The sequence below is a fragment of the Shewanella sp. SR1 genome (assembly GCF_020447145.1).
Lineage (GTDB): Bacteria > Pseudomonadota > Gammaproteobacteria > Enterobacterales > Shewanellaceae > Shewanella > Shewanella baltica.
This window is the reverse complement of record NZ_JAJAEF010000011.1, coordinates 125,042-144,629: the sequence shown is the minus strand read 5'-3', so window position 1 is coordinate 144,629 and position 19,588 is coordinate 125,042. Positions and strand designations below refer to the sequence as shown.

The 19,588-nt window shown below is 44.3% G+C and carries 18 protein-coding genes; 5 read left to right on the top strand and 13 right to left on the bottom strand.

From position 1 onward, the window contains the following. Positions 1 to 156: 156 nt before the first annotated feature. On the bottom strand, positions 157 to 819 hold the full coding sequence (locus tag KV201_RS12625; RefSeq protein WP_226059519.1) for a pentapeptide repeat-containing protein: 663 nt from the start codon (positions 817 to 819) through the stop codon (positions 157 to 159). A 95-nt stretch (positions 820 to 914) separates the two neighbouring features. Then, entirely contained in the window at positions 915 to 1,394 is a 480-nt protein-coding gene (locus KV201_RS12620) for an SRPBCC family protein (RefSeq protein ID WP_226059518.1), read from the bottom strand. Between the two features lie 78 nt (positions 1,395 to 1,472). On the opposite strand from KV201_RS12620, the gene KV201_RS12615 reads away from it, so the two are divergent. The 3 genes from KV201_RS12615 to KV201_RS12605 all read left to right on the top strand — a co-directional run bounded on the left by KV201_RS12615 (position 1,473) and on the right by KV201_RS12605 (position 5,430). After that, complete coding sequence (locus KV201_RS12615) at positions 1,473 to 1,901, top strand: hypothetical protein (protein ID WP_011847904.1); 429 nt, start codon at positions 1,473 to 1,475, stop codon at positions 1,899 to 1,901. Further along, on the top strand, positions 1,888 to 2,991 hold the full coding sequence (locus KV201_RS12610; protein ID WP_012586692.1) for a phosphoribosylaminoimidazolesuccinocarboxamide synthase: 1,104 nt from the start codon (positions 1,888 to 1,890) through the stop codon (positions 2,989 to 2,991). The genes KV201_RS12615 and KV201_RS12610 overlap by 14 nt, the downstream gene beginning before the upstream one ends. A gap of 450 nt (positions 2,992 to 3,441) precedes the next feature. Further along, positions 3,442 to 5,430 carry an ATP-binding protein gene (locus tag KV201_RS12605; RefSeq protein ID WP_226059516.1) on the top strand — a complete coding sequence of 663 codons (1,989 nt, stop codon included), beginning with the start codon at positions 3,442 to 3,444 and terminating at the stop codon, positions 5,428 to 5,430. A 522-nt stretch (positions 5,431 to 5,952) separates the two neighbouring features. On the opposite strand, the gene KV201_RS12600 is transcribed toward KV201_RS12605, so the two are convergent. The 9 genes from KV201_RS12600 to KV201_RS12560 all read right to left on the bottom strand — a co-directional run bounded on the left by KV201_RS12600 (position 5,953) and on the right by KV201_RS12560 (position 14,500). Continuing rightward, the gene (locus KV201_RS12600; RefSeq protein WP_006083225.1) at positions 5,953 to 6,531 is read right to left on the bottom strand and encodes a porin family protein; all 579 of its coding nucleotides are present in this window, start codon (positions 6,529 to 6,531) and stop codon (positions 5,953 to 5,955) included. A gap of 461 nt (positions 6,532 to 6,992) precedes the next feature. Continuing rightward, positions 6,993 to 7,688 (bottom strand): DUF4336 domain-containing protein, encoded by a 696-nt coding sequence (locus KV201_RS12595; protein WP_226059515.1) that lies wholly within the window; start codon positions 7,686 to 7,688, stop codon positions 6,993 to 6,995. A gap of 448 nt (positions 7,689 to 8,136) precedes the next feature. Then, entirely contained in the window at positions 8,137 to 8,829 is a 693-nt protein-coding gene (locus KV201_RS12590) for a Crp/Fnr family transcriptional regulator (RefSeq protein WP_006083227.1), read from the bottom strand. A 126-nt stretch (positions 8,830 to 8,955) separates the two neighbouring features. Next, the gene (locus tag KV201_RS12585) at positions 8,956 to 9,690 is read right to left on the bottom strand and encodes a nucleoside phosphorylase (protein ID WP_226059514.1); all 735 of its coding nucleotides are present in this window, start codon (positions 9,688 to 9,690) and stop codon (positions 8,956 to 8,958) included. Continuing rightward, positions 9,687 to 10,421: a nicotinamide riboside transporter PnuC gene (gene pnuC, locus KV201_RS12580; RefSeq protein ID WP_264175238.1), complete on the bottom strand. Its 735-nt coding sequence runs from the start codon at positions 10,419 to 10,421 to the stop codon at positions 9,687 to 9,689. Before pnuC ends, KV201_RS12585 begins: the two co-directional genes overlap by 4 nt. Before the next feature lie 571 nt (positions 10,422 to 10,992). Continuing rightward, the gene (locus KV201_RS12575; RefSeq protein ID WP_226059513.1) at positions 10,993 to 11,850 is read right to left on the bottom strand and encodes a class I SAM-dependent methyltransferase; all 858 of its coding nucleotides are present in this window, start codon (positions 11,848 to 11,850) and stop codon (positions 10,993 to 10,995) included. A gap of 217 nt (positions 11,851 to 12,067) precedes the next feature. After that, complete coding sequence (locus KV201_RS12570; protein WP_226059512.1) at positions 12,068 to 12,529, bottom strand: hypothetical protein; 462 nt, start codon at positions 12,527 to 12,529, stop codon at positions 12,068 to 12,070. Positions 12,530 to 12,806: 277 nt separating this feature from the next. Further along, complete coding sequence (locus tag KV201_RS12565) at positions 12,807 to 13,580, bottom strand: EAL domain-containing protein (protein WP_071938694.1); 774 nt, start codon at positions 13,578 to 13,580, stop codon at positions 12,807 to 12,809. Between the two features lie 206 nt (positions 13,581 to 13,786). Continuing rightward, positions 13,787 to 14,500 carry an oxidative stress defense protein gene (locus tag KV201_RS12560; RefSeq protein ID WP_012586686.1) on the bottom strand — a complete coding sequence of 238 codons (714 nt, stop codon included), beginning with the start codon at positions 14,498 to 14,500 and terminating at the stop codon, positions 13,787 to 13,789. Positions 14,501 to 14,918: 418 nt separating this feature from the next. Between KV201_RS12560 and rimO the strand changes: the two genes are divergently transcribed. Continuing rightward, positions 14,919 to 16,337, top strand: coding sequence for a 30S ribosomal protein S12 methylthiotransferase RimO (gene rimO / locus KV201_RS12555; protein ID WP_226059511.1), 1,419 nt, complete (start codon positions 14,919 to 14,921; stop codon positions 16,335 to 16,337). 236 nt (positions 16,338 to 16,573) lie between these two features. Here rimO and fumC read toward each other — a convergent pair whose 3' ends face one another. Together fumC and KV201_RS12545 are read right to left on the bottom strand one after the other, a co-directional pair. Then, on the bottom strand, positions 16,574 to 17,977 hold the full coding sequence (gene fumC, locus KV201_RS12550) for a class II fumarate hydratase (protein WP_226059510.1): 1,404 nt from the start codon (positions 17,975 to 17,977) through the stop codon (positions 16,574 to 16,576). A gap of 216 nt (positions 17,978 to 18,193) precedes the next feature. Continuing rightward, a complete protein-coding gene (locus tag KV201_RS12545; RefSeq protein ID WP_011847915.1) occupies positions 18,194 to 18,418 on the bottom strand; it encodes a ribosome alternative rescue factor ArfA in 225 nt (74 codons plus the stop codon). A gap of 276 nt (positions 18,419 to 18,694) precedes the next feature. Between KV201_RS12545 and KV201_RS12540 the strand changes: the two genes are divergently transcribed. Continuing rightward, positions 18,695 to 19,543, top strand: coding sequence for an ABC transporter substrate-binding protein (locus tag KV201_RS12540; protein WP_226059509.1), 849 nt, complete (start codon positions 18,695 to 18,697; stop codon positions 19,541 to 19,543). The last annotated feature ends 45 nt before the right edge of the window (positions 19,544 to 19,588 follow it).

Sequence of the window (19,588 nt, the reverse complement as noted above, 5' to 3'; positions counted from 1 at the left end):
GCTTATTGGAACAGGCTTTACATCGACGGAGAAGACAGAAAAAAGCCGCCAGTTTGGACACTGGCGGCTTAGAAAAAACTGACATTACAGTCAATTGCGATAACCCTAGCAGGATAAGAACATCGCGCTAGCGGACCCAAACTGATTACAATCGCATTAATCCATTAACTCTATATCGAGGCAGTTGAGCAGGCGAATCGCTTCGTCGCGGCTAAACTTAGCCCCTTTGATTTTATTGTTAAAAATGTCGATATCGTAATTAGTGGCCTCGCTGAAATCCGCCTCCAATAATTGAGTTCGGCCAAACAGACTATGACTAAAATCCGTGTAGGTGAAATTGGCTTGATTAAAGCTGCCCTCGCGAAAATCGACATCGTGGGCCTTACACTCTTCGATGATGATTTCATCGAGGGACAAGCCTAAAAATGAGCAGTCGTTTAGAATGCATTGCTTAAAAGAAAAGGGCGCGGCAAAGGATAAACGCGACCATGCGGCGCGGGTCCAATCGATACCGACTAACTTACACTCTTCAAACTCGACCCCGCTGAACTGGCACTGGGGCACTTTCACTAAGCTCAAGTTGCAGCGTACAAAGCGACAATCGATAAACTTACATTTACGAAAAACGCTCTCGCTAAAATGGCAGTCTTGAAAGCAGCAATCCTCGAACTCGATGCCCTGTAGCTCTTGGGCTAATTCCGACAAGCCATTAAACTGTTTTGATAAAAAACTATTGCTCTGCAAAACCGCGCTTTGCGCGAGTTGCGATGGCGCAAGCACCGATTGTTTAAGCACTGGCACTTCTTTCTGTGACGACATAACACCTCTAATCCTGCCCAATCCCCAGCAATAAAATATGCGGGGCAATTGGGCTAGGTACTGCTTATTGTTTACTCTCTGATACGGGATGCCTGCTAGAGACTCGCGACGAGTTCCTCAAGCTGATCGGTCGCCTTAGACCAACCCTGATGAAACCCCATATCCTCATGATTCTGCCTATCTTCGCTATTCCAATGCAGCACCCGCGCAGTGTACTTGGTCTTGCCGTCCACAGGTTCAAAGGTGATGGTTGCCGTCATAAAGGCCTTATCGGACGGCACCCAAGCCTCGGTAAAGGCATCGGTAAATACGATGCGCTCATTCTCAACCACCTCAAGATACACGCCGCGGTTAGGAAAATCTTGCCCCTCAGGGCTGCGCATTACAATCACGTTAGTGCCGCCAGCACGCACATCTAAGGTCGCGCTAGCCACAGTCCACGGCCTTGGCGTAAACCAAATTTTGAGAAGCTCAGGCTCGGTCCACGCGCGGAACAGTTTTTCCGGTGGCGCGTCGATAATCCGCTCTAATATCAATTCTCTGTCGCTATCTAGATGTGGATGACTTGTGCTCATATTCCCTCCATTGGATATTTAGCTTGATGGTCTTGTGGGCTGCAACTGTGTCATAAGCTCGCACATCAGCAAAGAACAATGCAAATAGCCGTGGCAAATTTTGTCAATAAAGGTAAAATGTCGCCACTTTTTCGCGGCAGTCTAGCACAAGGTTCTCTCGGATTAATGGTCAGCATTTTCGAGCAAAATGGCACGGGCCCAGCCCGCTTTAACAGACCACTTTCACTGTGGTGCCAACCTTGCCCTGCGTTTGTTCCATCCCTTGCATTATCTCCTGCTGACACAATTCAAACACCGCCCGAAAATACCCCTTTTGCTGTTCAAGATTTAACATCAAATCCCGCAAACTGGCTGAACGCTTTACGCCCTAAGCCACGCGCGAATAATAAAGCGGTTGCAATGAATCTGGCTGTTGCTAACGCCATAGTACATCTGCAAACCGACACTTATAAAAACCTTATCCCTACACTCTCTATCCTAAGGAATACTCGTCATGAGTCTTGCTGATTCCGTACTTGCCATCAATAACGATTTGCCTATCCGCACCGACAGCCCAGTCCACAGCGGCAAGGTTCGCAGCGTTTACTGGCTAACCGACGCCGACAGTCGCCGTTTAATTACCACTAAAGGTTATAACGTCCCCGAAGATACCCCACTCGCCATCATGGTGATCAGCGACCGTATCTCGGCCTTCGACTGTATCTTCCACGGTGAAGGCGGCCTCAAAGGGATTCCCGGTAAAGGCGCGGCATTAAACGCGATATCTAACCATTGGTTTAAACTGTTCGCCGAAAACGGCCTAGCCGACAGCCATATTTTGGATATCCCACACCCGTTCGTATGGATAGTCCAAAAAGCTCGCCCCATTAAGGTCGAAGCTATTTGCCGCCAGTACATCACAGGCTCAATGTGGCGCGCTTACTCAAAAGGCGAGCGAGTATTCTGTGGCATCACACTGCCAGAAGGCTTAGAAAAAGATCAAAAGCTCCCTGAGCTGTTAATCACCCCATCGACTAAAGGTATTTTAACCGGCATCCCAGGCGTGCCCGCCCAAGATGACGTGAACATCAGCCGCAGCGACATCGAAGCCAATTACCAAGCCTTTGGCTTTGAAAAGCTTGCAGATATCGACCTGTACGAGAAGCTGTTAAAAGATGGCTTTAAAGTGATATCAAAAGCACTGGCCGATATTGATCAAGTGTTTGTCGACACTAAATTTGAGTTCGGTTATGTGACTGACAAAGATGGCAATTCAAAACTGATTTACATGGATGAAGTCGGCACTCCAGACTCATCACGTATTTGGGACGGCGCAGCCTACCGCGATGGCAAGATTTTAGAAAACTCCAAAGAGGGTTTCCGCCAGTTCTTGCTGAATCATTTCCCCGATCCTGATGTGCTGCTCAACAAAGACAGAATGCCAGAGCGTGAAGCCCTAGCCCGCGACAATGACCTCCCACTTGAGGCCATGATGCAAGTGTCACGCACTTACACCGGCGTTGCCGAGAAAGTGACTGGCGCCCCAATCCCACTGCCTGCGAATCCAAAGGCAGATATCATTAAGATACTCAAAGATGAGTATGATTTGATTGTTTAATCAGATTTTGGTTTTTATCAAAACTTAAATAGAAAAGGCGCTTAGGCGCCTTTTTGTTTAAGTCATTCACAAACTTAACCAATACATCGCTGATAATTAAGCACTGTCATTCCAGTGACACGCCATGAACTCATCCATGAGGGCTCGACGACGGCATCCATGCCGTCAACGGTCACTTCCATGCCAATGCTTAATCCCGCCAACCCATCTAGTAATCTGTATGCCTTTTTACAAGCATACACTTTGCAAATTTAACAATAGGTGGCTCGTTAAATTTTGCAGGAAATAGACCGACAAAGCCATGCTAAGAACAGACATGTAATTTTAGCGGCAAAACTTTACCCAAATGGGTAGATGAGTGAGTTTTCATTGTTTGATATCTGTTGGATATTAAGATCTAATAAATGCTAGATTATGCCAACAATAACATAAGACTGGAAAACTGACTTCATGGCTGCTCGAACGTTAAAAGTCGAAGTCGAGAGCGACTTCTTAGGTAAAGTATCAAATGCCTCAGCTTATGTTGCTATATCTGAACTTATATGGAATGCGCTAGATGCAGATGCAAACAAAGTTTCAGTAAAACTGAACGAGGACGCATTGTATGGAGGTTTAAAAAATATCGAAGTGACGGATGACGGATTCGGTATCACAGAAGACATAGCAGATAAACATTTTAGTAAACTTGGTGGTTCATGGAAAAAGTTCAAAAATAAGACACTCTCTGGGCGTTTCCTTCATGGACAGGAAGGACAGGGCCGCTTTAAACCTTTTTCTCTCGGTAAAGTTATAGATTGGGAGACCGTGTACTTTGATGAACAAGAAGGTATATCAAAGTCTTTCTCTATAACAGGGATGGCCGACGATATTGGCAACTTTAGGGTTACCGATACAGAGCCGACTAAAGTTAAGCGATCTGGTACCACTGTTCGTATCTCTGAACTTAGTAAGGAAGGTATCAGCGTCTCAGAAAAAGCACTCTCCAACTATATATCCTGTGCATTTGCTATCTACTTATCTAAGTACCCAGCAGTTCAAATGTATATAAACGATATTAAGATTGATCCTAGCTCGCAGATTTTTCATCAAGAGACACTTGAACTCCCTCCTGTCGAGTTTGAAGGAGAATCTTTTAATTACTATATGAAAGTTATTGAGTGGAAATGTGATACTAAAAACGAGCTTCATTTCTGTGATACAAATGGTTTTCCTTTACATACTTACGATAAACAAATTAGAGGCACTAACGAATTTGAATTTACAGCATACTTGATATCTGAACATATAAGTAAACTATCCTCTAAAGGAGTCCTTGAGCTTGGTGGACTAGAATCTTCTTTATCAGAAACTATTCGTAATGCAATTGACAAATTAAAGCATCACCTATTTCTTCGTAAACTAGCTAAATCAGCTAACATCATCCGGAAATGGAAAGAAGAAGATATATACCCATATAAAGGCGGGTATATTGACGTGATGGACGAAGTTGAGAGACAGATGTTTGATATTTTGGCAATAAATATTAGTCAAGAACTTCCAGAGTTTGAAAAGTCTCCCATTAAAGTCAAACGTCTTCAATTTCGACTACTTAAACAAATAGTGTCGTCAAACCCGAATGACCTACAAATTATTTTTGAAGAAGTTCTAACTTTATCATTGAAGAAACAAAAAGAACTAGCTGAACTACTTGAAGATATAAGTCTTACATCGATTATCAATGCATCAAAAACAATATCTGATCGATTAAAATTTATAGCCGGTTTGGAGCACATTATTTTTGATCCTGAAAAGAAACAGGTACTTAAAGAGCGTAGTCAACTCCACAAAATTCTTGCAGATAATACATGGGTTTTTGGCGATGCATTTTCAATGTCTGTAAATGACCAATCTCTCAGCGAAGTTCTTAAAAAGCATCTAAAGGCTATGAAGATAGATCTGATTCCAGATGAGCCGGTAACTAGGATTGATAAATCAAGAGGAATTGTTGATTTAATGCTCACTCAATCTGTCCCCCAAAACCATGCAGATCAACTTGAGCATTTAGTTATAGAGCTTAAAGCTCCGAAGGTTCCTATTGGACCTAAAGAAATACAACAAATTGAGTCCTATGCATTCGCGGTTGCTAGTGATGAAAGGTTTAATAAACTTGATGTTAAATGGAACTTCTGGATTGTTTCAAATGACACAAATGAATACACAGACCATAGACTTAAAGCAGATAAAACAGGGCAAGGTATTATTCATCAGACTGATTACATGACCATTAAAGTAAAAACCTGGGGCCAGCTAATTAAAGAATGTAAGTATAGATTGGAGTTTATTCGCTCACATCTAGACTTAGATGTTACTACAACTGAAGGACTCCAATTTTTAAAATCAAATTATGCTAATTTTACGCAGGATGTGATTTTTGATAACGAGCTTGTAGCTGAAAAGTAAGTAATTACGTAAAGTTAATCTAAAAATGGGACAGGCTGATATTTTTGTTTTTAAGTGCAAAGATGGGACAGTTACAAATCTCCGAGGATTAACAGCCAACAAAGTGGCTACAGAAGTTCACCTCCCCTTTGAGTTGCCGCAGGGCATTTGCGTTCGTTGCGTGAGCGAGGCATGGTCGTTCTCGTGCATCCATGCACTTCACGACATTCAGGCATCCTGCCTATCAGATGCCGAGATAGCGTCAGTCGAATCAGGGACGAGCGTCTGACGCGATAGCATAAGAACGCTTAATGCCCAAGGGGCTTTCAACTCCGTTAGGGAGCGGCAAGGGAGATCCAAGAGGGAATTGCTGTTGATCCCCTTTTGGTCGGGTGTGGGGTGAAGCCCCACGACGTTGACGTTGACGTTGATTTAAAAAATAAAAACTCGGAGGGGCTTATTAGTAATATAAAAAAGGTGTGACACTTAGCGTGTCACACCTAGATAATCAATTTTTAAATTATAAATATCAAAAACGAATAATTAGAATCGATATTCAACACCTAAACTGGCTTGTTTAAAATCTGTATCAGTATCTGCACCGTTGCTAACATTCTCAATGGTAATTCCTGCATCATACCAAGTGTACTCGGCATTAATTAAGAATCGATCTGTGACTTTAAATGCGACACCGGCACCGGCGAACACACCTTCATCATCTTTATTTCCAGAAAAACCTAACACATCATAATCAGTGGAATACCATAGTTGCCCACCTTTAGCGTACAACTCAACGCGATCTACAATGGGATATGAGACTTTTAGCGCAGCGGTATAACCATCTGTTTCTGCATTAGATAAGCTATTGCCATAATCACCGAAGTTGACGTATCCGCCTTCGATAGCTAAATATTGGTTGAAGCGATAACCAACAAGCCCTTGAATAACATCGCTATTGTCATCGAAGTCATCTTTACCATCAACTTTTAAATAACCATAGTTAGCACCAACATAAATGCCATTTTCTGCGACATCATTATTTTTCATGTTCTCGGCATGAGAGTAAACACTAACAGAGGCTAAAGAAATAATGGCGGCCAAAGTAAGAATGGTATTTTTCATAATGTACTCCTAGTTAATTATTTAAATACGCTAAGTACATTACAAAAGTAATGCCAGACTTACCGAACTCAAGCGAAATAGATTTAAGAAAGTTAATAAATAACATTACTATCAATGCTATACCTTAACCAAGATAATTTAAAATGAAGAAAAACCGTCTAAAATAACAGCTAAAATCACTTATATATTAATAGCTGTAAGTTGTACTCACTCTGGCGAATGTATTTATTGCCTATTGCATTGTAACTATTTCATAGATAAGGAATATATTCACAAACCCGCTACACTCTATCAACCTACTACCTCTCACAAATTAGTCATCATTCATGTCGCACTGGTTAATTTTAAATAATATTGCAGATAGTTAACTCCCGAATTCAACTATAAAGTGTCCGCCTTTTATTTTCTGATAATTTATAGCGGTTTAAACGCTAAAATGATATTGGGGAAAAATAATAATATTATCCTTCCCTATTTACCCAAGAAAATGATTTTTCCAAAAATGCCGTTGCATCATTCTCGATAATAAGACCATGGGCCATGATGATGGCTTTGGGCTCCCAAGCTAATATTTTATCAATATGACTGCGCGCTTGTGTCTTAGCAAACATAAAACTTAAGCGCCAATCTAAGGGCATTTTACCGTTTGGAGCGAGTATTCCCGCTCCGCGAGCCAATAATCGCTGTAAGGCATTAAAAGATTCGGGTGAAAAGTTCTCGATAAGATCCGTTACAATCAAAGTATGCGATGCTTTATGAAGGAACACACATTCCTGCATGAAATGAGAGCCCGTAAATAATATTTGGTCAATATCAGTCGCCCACATGGCATGAAATTGAGCGGTGAACAGCCCATCAAAGTGAAGATCTGGCCGCTTTGTTTGAACTTCTGCAGTGCCAAAGCTTTGGGCCTGCGGATAACGTTGCTGCCAGTCCTTTAAAAACAGGTGGTGCAGGTGATTTGGTGCAATAAGATAACGAACTTCGCCTAACGCTTCGACCAGTGCCTGAAGTTCAGAGGTGAGTTTGATTGGGCTATGTACCCACAAAGCACCATTATTCAAACGGATCACTGTCATCCGAGTGGTATAGGGCAAGGTAAAAAATGGTACGGCTTCACCATCAAAAATCCACAGGTTTTCTGCTAGTTGCTTCATATCAACTCTCCATACTGCCAGTCATTCCATCAATAATAGCGTTCGCTTTACCGTACATTGAAGCACGAAATCAGCCGCCAGCCATCATCACAAAAGTATGAAAAGAGAATAGAAAAGCCAGAACACCCAAGACTCATTTTGTTTTTGGGAGCTAACAACACCTAAATTCAAGCAATGCATCTTCCCCTGCGAAGTAGTCGAAGTGCTCGAATAAGAATGCCATTGAGATATCATGGATGATGAAACAGGCTAAAGGAAAATACATTTTCCTTTATAAATAGGACTTAAACGATACGGCTAAAATTAACTTAGCCTAACTTAACTTAGAAAAATTAAGCATTATCTATTATGGGAATAATTATCGCGAAGTAACGTTATTAAAATGAATGTCTAACTTATTTACTAATATAAATTCGTTTTACCACACTCACAGGCACATATAATCTGACTACAAATCATTATGGCTACTGTCATCAAGAAAGGCTTTTAAACCTTGGCGATCTAAAATTTCCAAATGTGCCCCTTGTTTCCGGACTAAGCCACGAACAACTAACTCTTTCACTGCTCGTCGATAAACGCGGCTAATAGTACCAAAACGTTCAGCTTCAGGGTCGATTTTAGCAAAACCACCAAGGACAACAGTATTGCTATCTCGTATCCATAGATCATAGGCAATGTTATACACTATGGGGCGTAATAATCGTTGGGTATAGATATCCATGGAGTCTTGATAATCATCAGCTAAAGCACTGGCAAAAAACATCGCCATTTCAGGATGAGCCTGTAAAGATCTCGTCAGTTTTGCCACGGAAATAGCCGTTACATCAATATCCTGTTCAGCGACTACACTCCACTGACAAAGATTTTGATTTAAAAACTCCATTTCACCAAAGATTTGTTCAGTACACTGCACCTCACCAAGCTGAAAACGCTTACCACTAGCGACAGTAATATTCATAGAGACTCGGCCGTGAGGCACTAGGTATAAATGGTCTACAACTTGCCCTTGGGTTAGCAGAGCAGAACCTTTGATGAGGTGACGAGTAGCGACTGCACAGTGCATTAATTTCTGCCGAAATTGCTCACTGTGTGCTTTAAGGAATGGATAAAAGCGAGTATTCGGGTTTGGCTCGATCTGCATTTGTTGTGACCAATCATTGTGATGGCATCACTTTACATGCCGCAGCAATAACGCGTCCACTCATTCGAGGCACATAAAATAGATTCCATCGATAGAGTAGCGCGCCATTGACTACGATTGTTGAAGTTAACTCCTATGGCTTGTTAGCGCTTGCAACGCAATCATTGCTGAACGCTTTTCCCCCTCAATCATACTGCCGTTAACTTGTTTAAACTGACCAATACCTTCTTTAACTTCCTGCTCAAATAGAACAACGTTGTTAAGAATGGATGCAACCTGCAAACCACGGAAACGCCCGACCGTTAACAGTGCAGAAGTTTCCATGTCAGCAGCGAGTACACCACGCTGGTGCCAAAACTCACAAATTTCCGTCTCTTGGTCGGTATAAAAACTGTCATGGGAACGCACTAAGCCTAAGTAATATGTACTTTGAAGTTGCTTAGCTGCACTAAGTAAGGCCGCAACTAAGGCATGATCGGCTACGGCAGGATAGGATGCAGGAAGGTAGCTCAAGGAGCCCCCTTCGTCACGAACTGCCCCTTCGGCAATAATCAATTCTCCTAGGCCAATATTGTGTTGCAACGCTCCTGCAGATCCAACACGAATGATGGTAGTAACTCCGCACTGTTTAAGCTCCTCTAATGCGATCAGCATTGAAGCAGCGCCTATGCCTGTACTACAAATCGTGACATCTATACCGTTAAATCGTGCATTAAATAACTGAAACTCACGATTACTGGCAACTTGTTTGCCGTTTTCACACCAACCCGCGATACGCGCTGCACGAGCAGGATCACCACACACAATCACTCTAGAAGCTATATCGTCAGCACTGACGGCAATGTGTGGTTGTAGGTTCATAGCACCACCTGCTTTGAGGATTTGGCTTGGTTAGACTTTGCAGTTGCCATCCATACTCGCGTGCCATTCAATGCGATGAATAGCAGAATTGCGTATTCGATAGACATGGCGTAAACACCTTGCGCAGCATACACACCAACACTAATCACGTTTATCACAACCCACAGAATCCAGTTTTCAACATACTTGCGGGTCATGAGAATTTGCGCGACCACTGACAATACAGTCATTGTGGCATCCCAAAACGGGAAGGCATCAGGATCTAAAGGTTTAAGGACGATATCATTTCCGAAGGCGTTGAGTGTGTTAGTGGCGATTTTAGCTAACGCTGCAAAGAAAGGGTCAATGAAGATAGTCATCAAACAAATAGCGACAATACTCACTACGCCAGTAATGAGCAGTTTTTGTTTAGATAGCCAACGCACTTGTAGTGACTCGCCATCAATAGTATTGGGACGAGTCCACGCATACCAACCGTAGATATTGGCGACAAAAAAGAATAATTGCAGAATTAATAATCCATATAGTTGGATTTGGTAAAAGATGATTGCAAACAAAGTCACATTAATTAAACCAAAAAAATAGTTAATCGTTTTCTCTTTGCTTGCACACCAAATACACAATAAACCAAATACAGTGCCAACCATTTCAATCCATGACATGGCATAGCCACTGCCCAGAGGAATATTAACAAAGGTATTATTGATACTAAACCATGAAATAATGTCCATATAGCGATCCTTTTTATCCGTTAAACATCGAGATAATAAAAATACTCAATAATCAAGGCTAAGAAACGGACTTTTGTCCCTTTCATTGGCGATGGTTTGATTTCGTGATCCAATCCCGCTTTTTGCTAGTTTAAATGCGGTTTGCTGAAGGGTACAAAATGATCGGGCAAGTAAGGCTCTTATATCTAAAATATTTAAACATCGGTACTTGGCACCCAGAAATACACCTTCCCTCAGAGTTACCAAAGGATGAATGAAAATTGATGTTTTTCTGGCTTGTGAGCGAGAGACGAGGATTGCCGAACAGGAGTATTTTACATGGATGTAAATCGAGGACTTCGAAAGCCATAGCCCCTTTGGCCATGAGTAAAAGAGGCTTTCAAATCCGTTGAGAATGCCGGCCATATTTTACAAATAAGCCAAAAGGAGAACAGGTACTTCTCCCCTTTTGGTCTGCGCTTAATGAATAATCACGGATGGAGCCCAACGACTTTGACTTTCTTGTTAAAAGAATGAAAGTTCAAACGAAGTTCGAAGACGATTGCCCAATTGCCGAACCTTCAACAGAAGGTCAAATCTTCACGCAGACAAACAGCGCGTTGCCGGATGCGAGATCCCACGGGACGATTCTTTCATAATCATGTTCGAAAACATGTACTTCAAAATAGGGTGCTAACAGTTCTTGCAGTTCTGTGAAGCTAGTCGCGACCATGGCATGTTGATCTTGCCATTGCTCAATGCTGTGTAGTTCTTGTAAGCTAACCTCCTGCAAACCTGCGGCGTGTAACCCCGCTTCCAGCGAGCCTAAACCTTTCATATCAGAGACTGATAAAGGCGAAGCTGACACCTCAGTAAACGGCAGACTGCTTTTGGCAATACTCAACTTTAATGATTGTTTCTCGCCTTGACCACTGTAATGCCAACCGGATTCGAAGGCGAAATGGCTACCATCAAACTCGGCAAAATGCTTAACCGAGGCAGTGTTATCGATTCTGTGTTTATCGACCGTGTTAAAACAAAACAATCCGCCGTCATTGAGCGCACTGTGCACACTGGCGATGCAGCTTTTAAGCCGTTCGATACAAGCACTGTAATGAATGGAATATAAAAAACAGGTGATCAAGTCGACGCGCTCTTCTAAATAAAAAGCTGTCATATCTTGGAGGTTAAACTGGGCTTCGGGACAACGGCGCATGGCCATGTCGAGCATCGGCTGATTGATATCGAGGCCACTGCATTGATAACCAAGATCGATAAAATGCCGCACATGCGGACCCGTACCACAAGCTAAATCAAGGTGTTGTTTACCGTTATTGCCAAGGAACTGATGCAGGCGATGAATGCTCGCACTCTGTTGCTGGTAGTTAATATCGGAACACATTAAATCGTAATAGCCGGATAAATCGGTATAGAGCGCGTTGGAAGACATAGTAGCGAATAGGTAACAAGGGCAATTTTAGGTGGCGCATGATATATCAGTTAGCCGATATCATAAACAAACAATTGCCCCGCAGCTCAGTACGGCTAAAGCTAAAGCGGCCAATTGTGCACTCAAGGATTCAAATAAGTATGTTGGGTAGGAGAGGCGCTAAGCGCGATAATCGCAGTGAACTCACAACACACATCGAGCTCACACTCGCGATTAACTACTTGCAGGCGCATCTCGCGGATTGCTCACAAGGCGGCGCAGCGGCCACTTCACACATTCCCGCAGTTTTACCTTCACCAACACACCAAGCATTACAGTCAAAGGTATCAGGATGACCTAAGTCGTCACTGTGACCGTGTATCACATCTTTGCCGGGATTGGATTCGACTAACAAGCCATCGGGCAAACACGCCTCACCAAACATTCTGCCATTAGGCACACCTTGTGCATCGGTGCCGACATGGCAACCGGCAACACCGGGCGCAACACCATCACTGTCCTTCCACCAGCTCTGTTTATTCTCTTGCCAATCTGAGGGTTTAAATTCTATGGTGCCCATGGCACCCACCATTCCCTTGGCGCCATCCGAGGGTTCACCGATTTCACCGTGGGCAAATACTGGGCTAGCTAGCAGTAAGGAACAAGATACTAATAGGGTTAAAGCTGTAAATTGTTTCATAACACCTCCTTTGTTTGAGTCAGTAAGCTTAGTCAGATGTGTCGATATCACCACCTTTTCGCGGCGCTAACTCCGCAAGGGTAAGAGCAACGATTCAAATATCCGCCCCAATTTAAACTAAGCCATCATCGCGTTTGTCGTTTTTACTGACAGGCACAGACACACTCGCCGCACTTAACGTGCAGGCAAGTGTCTGTTAATTAAATATTTTAGATTCGATGGTAAACGCACAAAGCAGAAGAATAACCAAGTAGTTTAAGATGTTGAACGAGCGCGGCTATGGTGCATGAAAGTTCAGCTCTTCGTAGGTAGTTAAATGTTCGAGCTTAGGTTTAGCAAAGTAATAGCCCTGAAAATACTCAATCCCGATTCCAGCGAGATAATTCAGTTCGGCTTCGCTCTCAACGCCTTCGGCCAAGACTCTTGTATTAAGTTCTAGGCAAATACGCAGTATTTCATCCACTGCCTGCTGTTTTTCTTTATCGACATCGATATCACGGATCAACGTCATATCGAGTTTTAGCACTTGGGGACGCAGGGCATCCAACCAACTTAAATCAGCAAAACCACTGCCAAAATCATCGATTGCGGTGATAAAACCACGTTTAGCATAACTCTCGAAGATACGGACTAATTTCGCCCGATCGACAATTTGTTCGCCCTCTGTCACTTCGAACATGATTTTGTGGATATCAAACCCATACATGTCGGCGGCTTCAATCGTCGCGCGGATACAGGTCTCAGGGTTATACACTGCATTGGGTAGAAAGTTGATACTGAGCATCTTATCGAGTCCCAGCTTTGAAGCGGTTTCTATCGCTTTAACCCGGCAAGCCTGATCAAAATAGTATTTATTGCTATCGTTAATTCGCGCAAATACCCACGCGGCCCCTTCACCTTCGGGACCTCTAACAAGGGCTTCATAACCGCTAATCTCACGGCTGGGCCAATGAATGATAGGTTGAAATGCCATGCGGATTTCAAATCCTAATGACTTACCACTTAAGCAATCCATGCATGTTTGCTGCTTTATTCGAGCGGGGAAATCCATAAACGGCCTCCTTAACATCACCTTACTAGTGTGAGGATAAATGTTTAAATTTGCCAGTTTTTACTGTTCATCATGTTAATAAAATCTGGAATATAAAAAATAAAGGGCCGATGACAAAAGAAATGAAACGTTGGTGCGAGGCAGAAAAATAAAAATGGATGAATCCATATTGGAGCTTCATCCATAGTCACATACTGATGATTGATTTACTTCAGTTTATAAATCACTTCGACCCTATCTTCTATGCTCACTTGGCCGTACTGATAGCTCTCGGCGGCGCCCATGGCATCGGCTTTGGCGCTCATGCGTAACATAACAGGTTGCACGGGGCGTTGATCGTAATAACGGATCTGCCAGATCTTACCTAGGTTCTCACCAAAGCCTTTAGCCAAAGACTCGGCTTTTTGTTTGGCATCCGCAATCGCGGCTTGGCGTGCCTTGGCGACATATTCCGCTTCTTTGCTCGACTTAAGGGCGATGTTATTCACTCGATTCATGCCCTCTTCCAAGGCTGAATCTAAAATAGCATTTAAGCGGCTTAAGTCTGTTACCGTCACGGTAATTTGGCGACTGGCGGTGTAACCCGTCAGCTCTGGCGCTTTATCCTGCACATACACGTATTGCGGTTGAAGATTTAAATTCGCGCTCTGGATCTGGTCTTTAGTCACACCCGCTGCAGTGAGACGGGCGATAAACTTAGCCACGGCGGCATCGGAATTATCCTTGGCGGCTTTAGCGGTTTTTTCGGTCACGGCCACTTCCACATTCACATCCGCCATATCGGGCTCGACTTGGATTTGGCTCACACCCATGGTTTCAATGTGGGGGAAATCGACCTCAGCGGCGAGTACTGCTGGCGCCATAAACGTACTCGAAAAAAGACCACCCGCTACCAATACCGCTAAAAGAGAATTTTTCATAACTTACTCCAAAATAATGTGCTTATAGCTAAACCACTTCAAATAGAACGCATATTCAAAACGAGACAGCTAACACGACTGTGTCGCTTATTTAGCGCTTAGGCTATCAGTAAAAAGTGCCAATACCTGTACCAATATGTAACAGCATCAACAAACTGTCTCTTGCTCCCTATAAACGCGGCGGATTTTAAAAAGGGTTAATTTTTCTGAAAAATATTTAGCTCTTTTTATCCCTATGAGTTCGGCTGCGGATCTCTAGCGGATATATCTATATCCACACCCAAAATAGGCCTTAGGGTTAACTGGCATATTCAGCGCCCCAGTTGTACACTTTTCAGCCAAAGCTACTGTACCTTTTAACCACATCAGGTATAATCCGCCAACTTTTTTAAGGCTGCTCTAACCTCAGCGAGAAACCATGACAGTTGAAACTTTTAAACCCAAGCAAACGACCACGCTTGATATCCCAGTAAAAACATTAGAAGCAGCAAGCACTAATGCTGTTACCACTGGGAATCGCATCGGTTTCGTGTCTTTGGGCTGCCCAAAAAACCTCGTGGATTCAGAGCGTATTCTGACTCAGTTACGCATCGACGGCTACGAAGTGACTAACAGCTACGACAATGCCGACTTAGTTATCGTCAACACCTGCGGCTTTATCGATGCTGCGGTTGAAGAATCTCTGGATGCTGTGCGTGAAGCCTTAGAAGAAAACGGCAAAGTGATCGTAACTGGCTGCCTTGGCGCCAAAGAAAACCAAATCCGCGAAGTGCACCCTGATGTATTAGAAATCACTGGCCCACACAGCTACGAAGCAGTGTTGAAGCACGTTCACAAATATGTGCCTAAGCCAGAACACAACCCTTTCACATCATTAATCCCACAAACTGGGGTTAAGTTAACGCCTAAGCATTACGCTTATTTAAAGATTTCAGAAGGTTGCGACAACCGTTGTACTTTCTGCATTATTCCTTCACTACGTGGCGATCTCGACAGCCGCCCAGCGGGCAGCATCTTAGATGAAGCTAAGCGTTTAGTGGAATCAGGCGTACAGGAAATTCTAGTCGTGAGCCAAGATACCTCGGCCTACGGCAAAGACAAAGGCGGTCGTACCGATTTTTGGAACGGTATGCCAGTCAAGCAAGACATTACTAGCCTAGCGCGTCAACTGGGTAAAATGGGCGCTTGGGTGCGTCTGCATTACATCTATCCATACCCATGGGTTGATGAGTTGATCCCGCTGATGGCCGAAGGTTTGATCCTGCCGTATTTGGATATTCCAATGCAGCATGCAAGCCCGCGCATCCTCAAGATGATGAAGCGTCCAGGCCGTGTTGACCGTCAGTTAGAAGCGATTCAACGCTGGCGTGAAATTTGTCCCGATCTGGTGATCCGCTCAACCTTCATCGTCGGCTTCCCAGGTGAAACCGAAGAGGATTTCCAAATCCTGCTCGATTTCTTAAAAGAAGCACGTCTTGATCGCGTCGGTTGCTTTAAGTATTCAGAAGTCGATGGCGCTGTCGCCAACACCATCGCCGAGCTTATCAGCGAAGATGTTAAAGAAGACAGATACCACAGATTTATGGAAGTCCAAGCCGAGATCAGCGCCGAGCGTTTAGCCCGTTTCGTTGGCCGTACCTTAGATATTCTGATTGACGATGTAGACGAAGAAGGCGCCATTGGCCGCAGCTTTGCCGACGCACCAGAAATCGACGGTATGGTGTTCATCAATGGTGAAACTGAGTTGGAACCTGGTATGTTGGTTCGTGCTCGTATCACCCATTCAGATGAACACGATCTGTGGGCTGAAGTGGTAGATGCTGACACCCAAGACTAAGCCGTTCTGATACAGGACAGGCTATGACTCAAAAAGCGAACCTCTGGTTCGCTTTTTGTTTTTATATCATTCGATGCACCGTAAACATTAACACTGCGAATGCTTCAGCATCCTGACTCCACTACTATCTCATCACACTGTTTCTTTTCATTATCTTGGCTCACGATCTTGATTCATTGCCAGCCTCACTTCCGCTTATTTATCAGCAGCTAGGCTGAGACGTTATGAATTAAGCATTAGGCGTCTGGCCCCAACATCTTGTTGGCATCAACCCAAAGCTTGAACTCTTCTGCCGTGACAAACTCAAGTTCTAATGCCGCTTGGCGCAGCGTCTTGTGTTCGCTATGGGCTTTTTTAGCTATTTTAGCGGCCTTTTCATAACCGATATGTTGATTCAGCGCTGTCACTAGCATGAGTGAGTTTTCCACATGCTTAGCAATCTGAGGTTCATTTGCCACTATGCCGACCACGCAATGGTCATTAAACGACTGACAAGCATCCCCCAATAAGCGCCCCGATTGCAGCACATTGGCGATGATCATCGGCTTAAACACATTGAGCTCAAACTGACCATTGCTGCCGCCAATGCCGACGGCAACATCATTGCCCATGATTTGCGCGCACACCATAGTCATAGCCTCGACCTGAGTCGGGTTGACTTTGCCCGGCATGATGGACGAACCCGGTTCATTTTCAGGCAGTAATAACTCAGCGATGCCGCAGCGCGGGCCAGAACCTAACATCCTAATATCATTTGCGATCTTCATTAAACCTACCGCCGCGACTTTATAGGCCGCCGACAGGGCGACTAATTCATCGTGGGCAGCAAGGGCGGCAAACTTATTCGGCGCAGTCACTAAGGGCAAGCCTGTGAGCTTTGCGATATTGTCCGCCACCTTAACGGCGTAATCCTTATGCGTATTCAGCCCTGTGCCCACGGCGGTCGCACCTAAGGCTAACTCGGCCACCCGCTTGAGACTGTGCTCAATGCCTTCGATACCATGACTTAATTGCGCGGCGTAACCCGAAAACTCTTGGCCTAAGGTTAACGGTGTCGCATCCATAAAATGCGTGCGGCCGATTTTAACTATGTGCGCAAATTCCTCGGCCTTGTGCTGCAAGCTCTGCTGTAGTGACGTCATGCTGGGCAAAACCAGCTCAACGGCTTGACGATAGGCAGCAATGTGCATGGCGGTAGGAAAGGTATCGTTGGAAGATTGCGAGCGATTCACATCGTCATTGGGGTGCAAACATTTAACCGCATCGATGAGTTGCCCACCCGAGAGCACATGGCCGCGATAGGCAATGACTTCATTGACGTTCATATTGGTTTGCGTGCCCGAGCCCGTTTGCCAAATAACCAAGGGAAATTGCGTATCGAGTTCGCCCGCAATCAGCTCATCGCACACTTGGGCAATCAGTTGGGCTTTAGCTTGAGTCAAAGTGCCGAGTTGTTGATTGGTGATAGCGGCGGCCTTTTTGAGATAACCAAATGCATGGATCACTTCAATCGGCATTGACGCTTCGACACCGATACGAAAGTGCTGCCGCGAACGCTCGGTTTGCGCGCCCCAATAACAGTCGGCGGGGACTTTTACCTCGCCCATAGTGTCGTGTTCGATTCGATATTGCTGTGCCATGCGTATCTCCTTCGCTAGAACCCTCTAAGCCTTCACCATACTCGCTCAGGGTAAAAGTACCAATTCATTCCAAGCTAAGCTCTCAGAAGGAAAGCGACTATCGACAATAAGGATGATTTAAGCGTAAAGACGGATGTTGAGGCTGGGGAAGTAGCAGGAACGGGCAGGACTAACGAGGGATTAAAGCAAGCGGGCTAAAACAGGGGAAACAACGGATTAACAAAAGCTCAGACGTAGAAAGTCAAAAGGGGCATCGCCCTTGTGCTGATGCCCCTTTCGGTTTTGTGCATTACGGTCGTACGACCCTTTGCCCTTTTTCGCTTTCTCGGTACGGGTCCTAAACAGGGGACTCGTCACTAACGCTTTAAGTGCGTTGTCGGTAATGGTGCCTCGGCCACTTTCGTGTTCTAAGGTCATATTTTGCGGTTTTTGCTTAGTCATTTTATCCCTCACTGCTTAATGAAAGTTAAGCCCATGGCCTAACATGCGCAAACTATAACGCAATCAAATCAGATGTACAGAGTTTGTGCACTCCAACATAAAAAATGGCGTTGACTAGTAGGAAAGTATGATAGATTATTCAAACAAAAATAATATATTAAGCTTAATAATCAATAAGATTTAGTTAATGAATTTTAAGATTTAGTTTACGGATTTTGCCATAACCTTTATTGGCACTCAGGTTACACTTTGTAATCGACAGATAAGGAGATCAATTTGAAATCCACCTTAGTCGCTCAACCTTGGCTCGGCGCACTGCTCTTGCTGATGACGCTTCAAGCCCCGCTCGCCAATGCCTTTTCCAGTTCAGACGCCTGTGTGATTACCATGGGGTATCGCACCAGCGAACGCTTACCTTTTATCGGAGATGAGCCCAATAACACGGGATTTTATCACGACCTTTACCAAGCGGCGGCGGACAAGATTGGCTGCAAACTCAATGTGGTGCGCGCACCTAAATTACGCATACTGCGGGATCTCAAACTCGGCAATATCGACTTTTATCCCGGGCTTAACTTCAGCGAAGATAGGGCTAAATACGCGCATTTTATCCCTAATGGACTTTCAGAACGCGCCATAGGCATTAGCCGTGCGGGCGCCGCCGATATTCGCTCGATTGAGCAGTTGGTCAACAACAAGATGACCCTCTTAATCGCCCCCGGCAGTTACGACTTTGGCGGCCTGCCCGACAAAATACAAGTACGTAAACCGCCTGAACTCAATGTGTCTAAAGCCTTGGATTATTTGCTTTCAAACCAAGGGGATTTTTTCATCTACGATCAAACCACACTGCATTATTACCTTAACGATCGCGACCCCACTCAGTTCAAACTCCACTATAACTGCTGCCAATCTGCGCAGGAAATGTACCTCGGCTTCTCGAAAAAAAGCCGTCACTACCGCGGTAGGCACAACCCTAACTATCGCGCCGAAAACCCCATCAGCCCAGATAATAACCCCACAATATTAGCGCCTGATTCAAAAGCCTTCGAGTTTGCCAAAGCACTGGCGGCTATGGATTCCCAAGGTGAAACGCAGCGGCTGTATAGCAAGTATTTTGGTTAGTTCAAGTCTTAGAAACTCACATCAGCTTTGACCGCCGATAAAGCA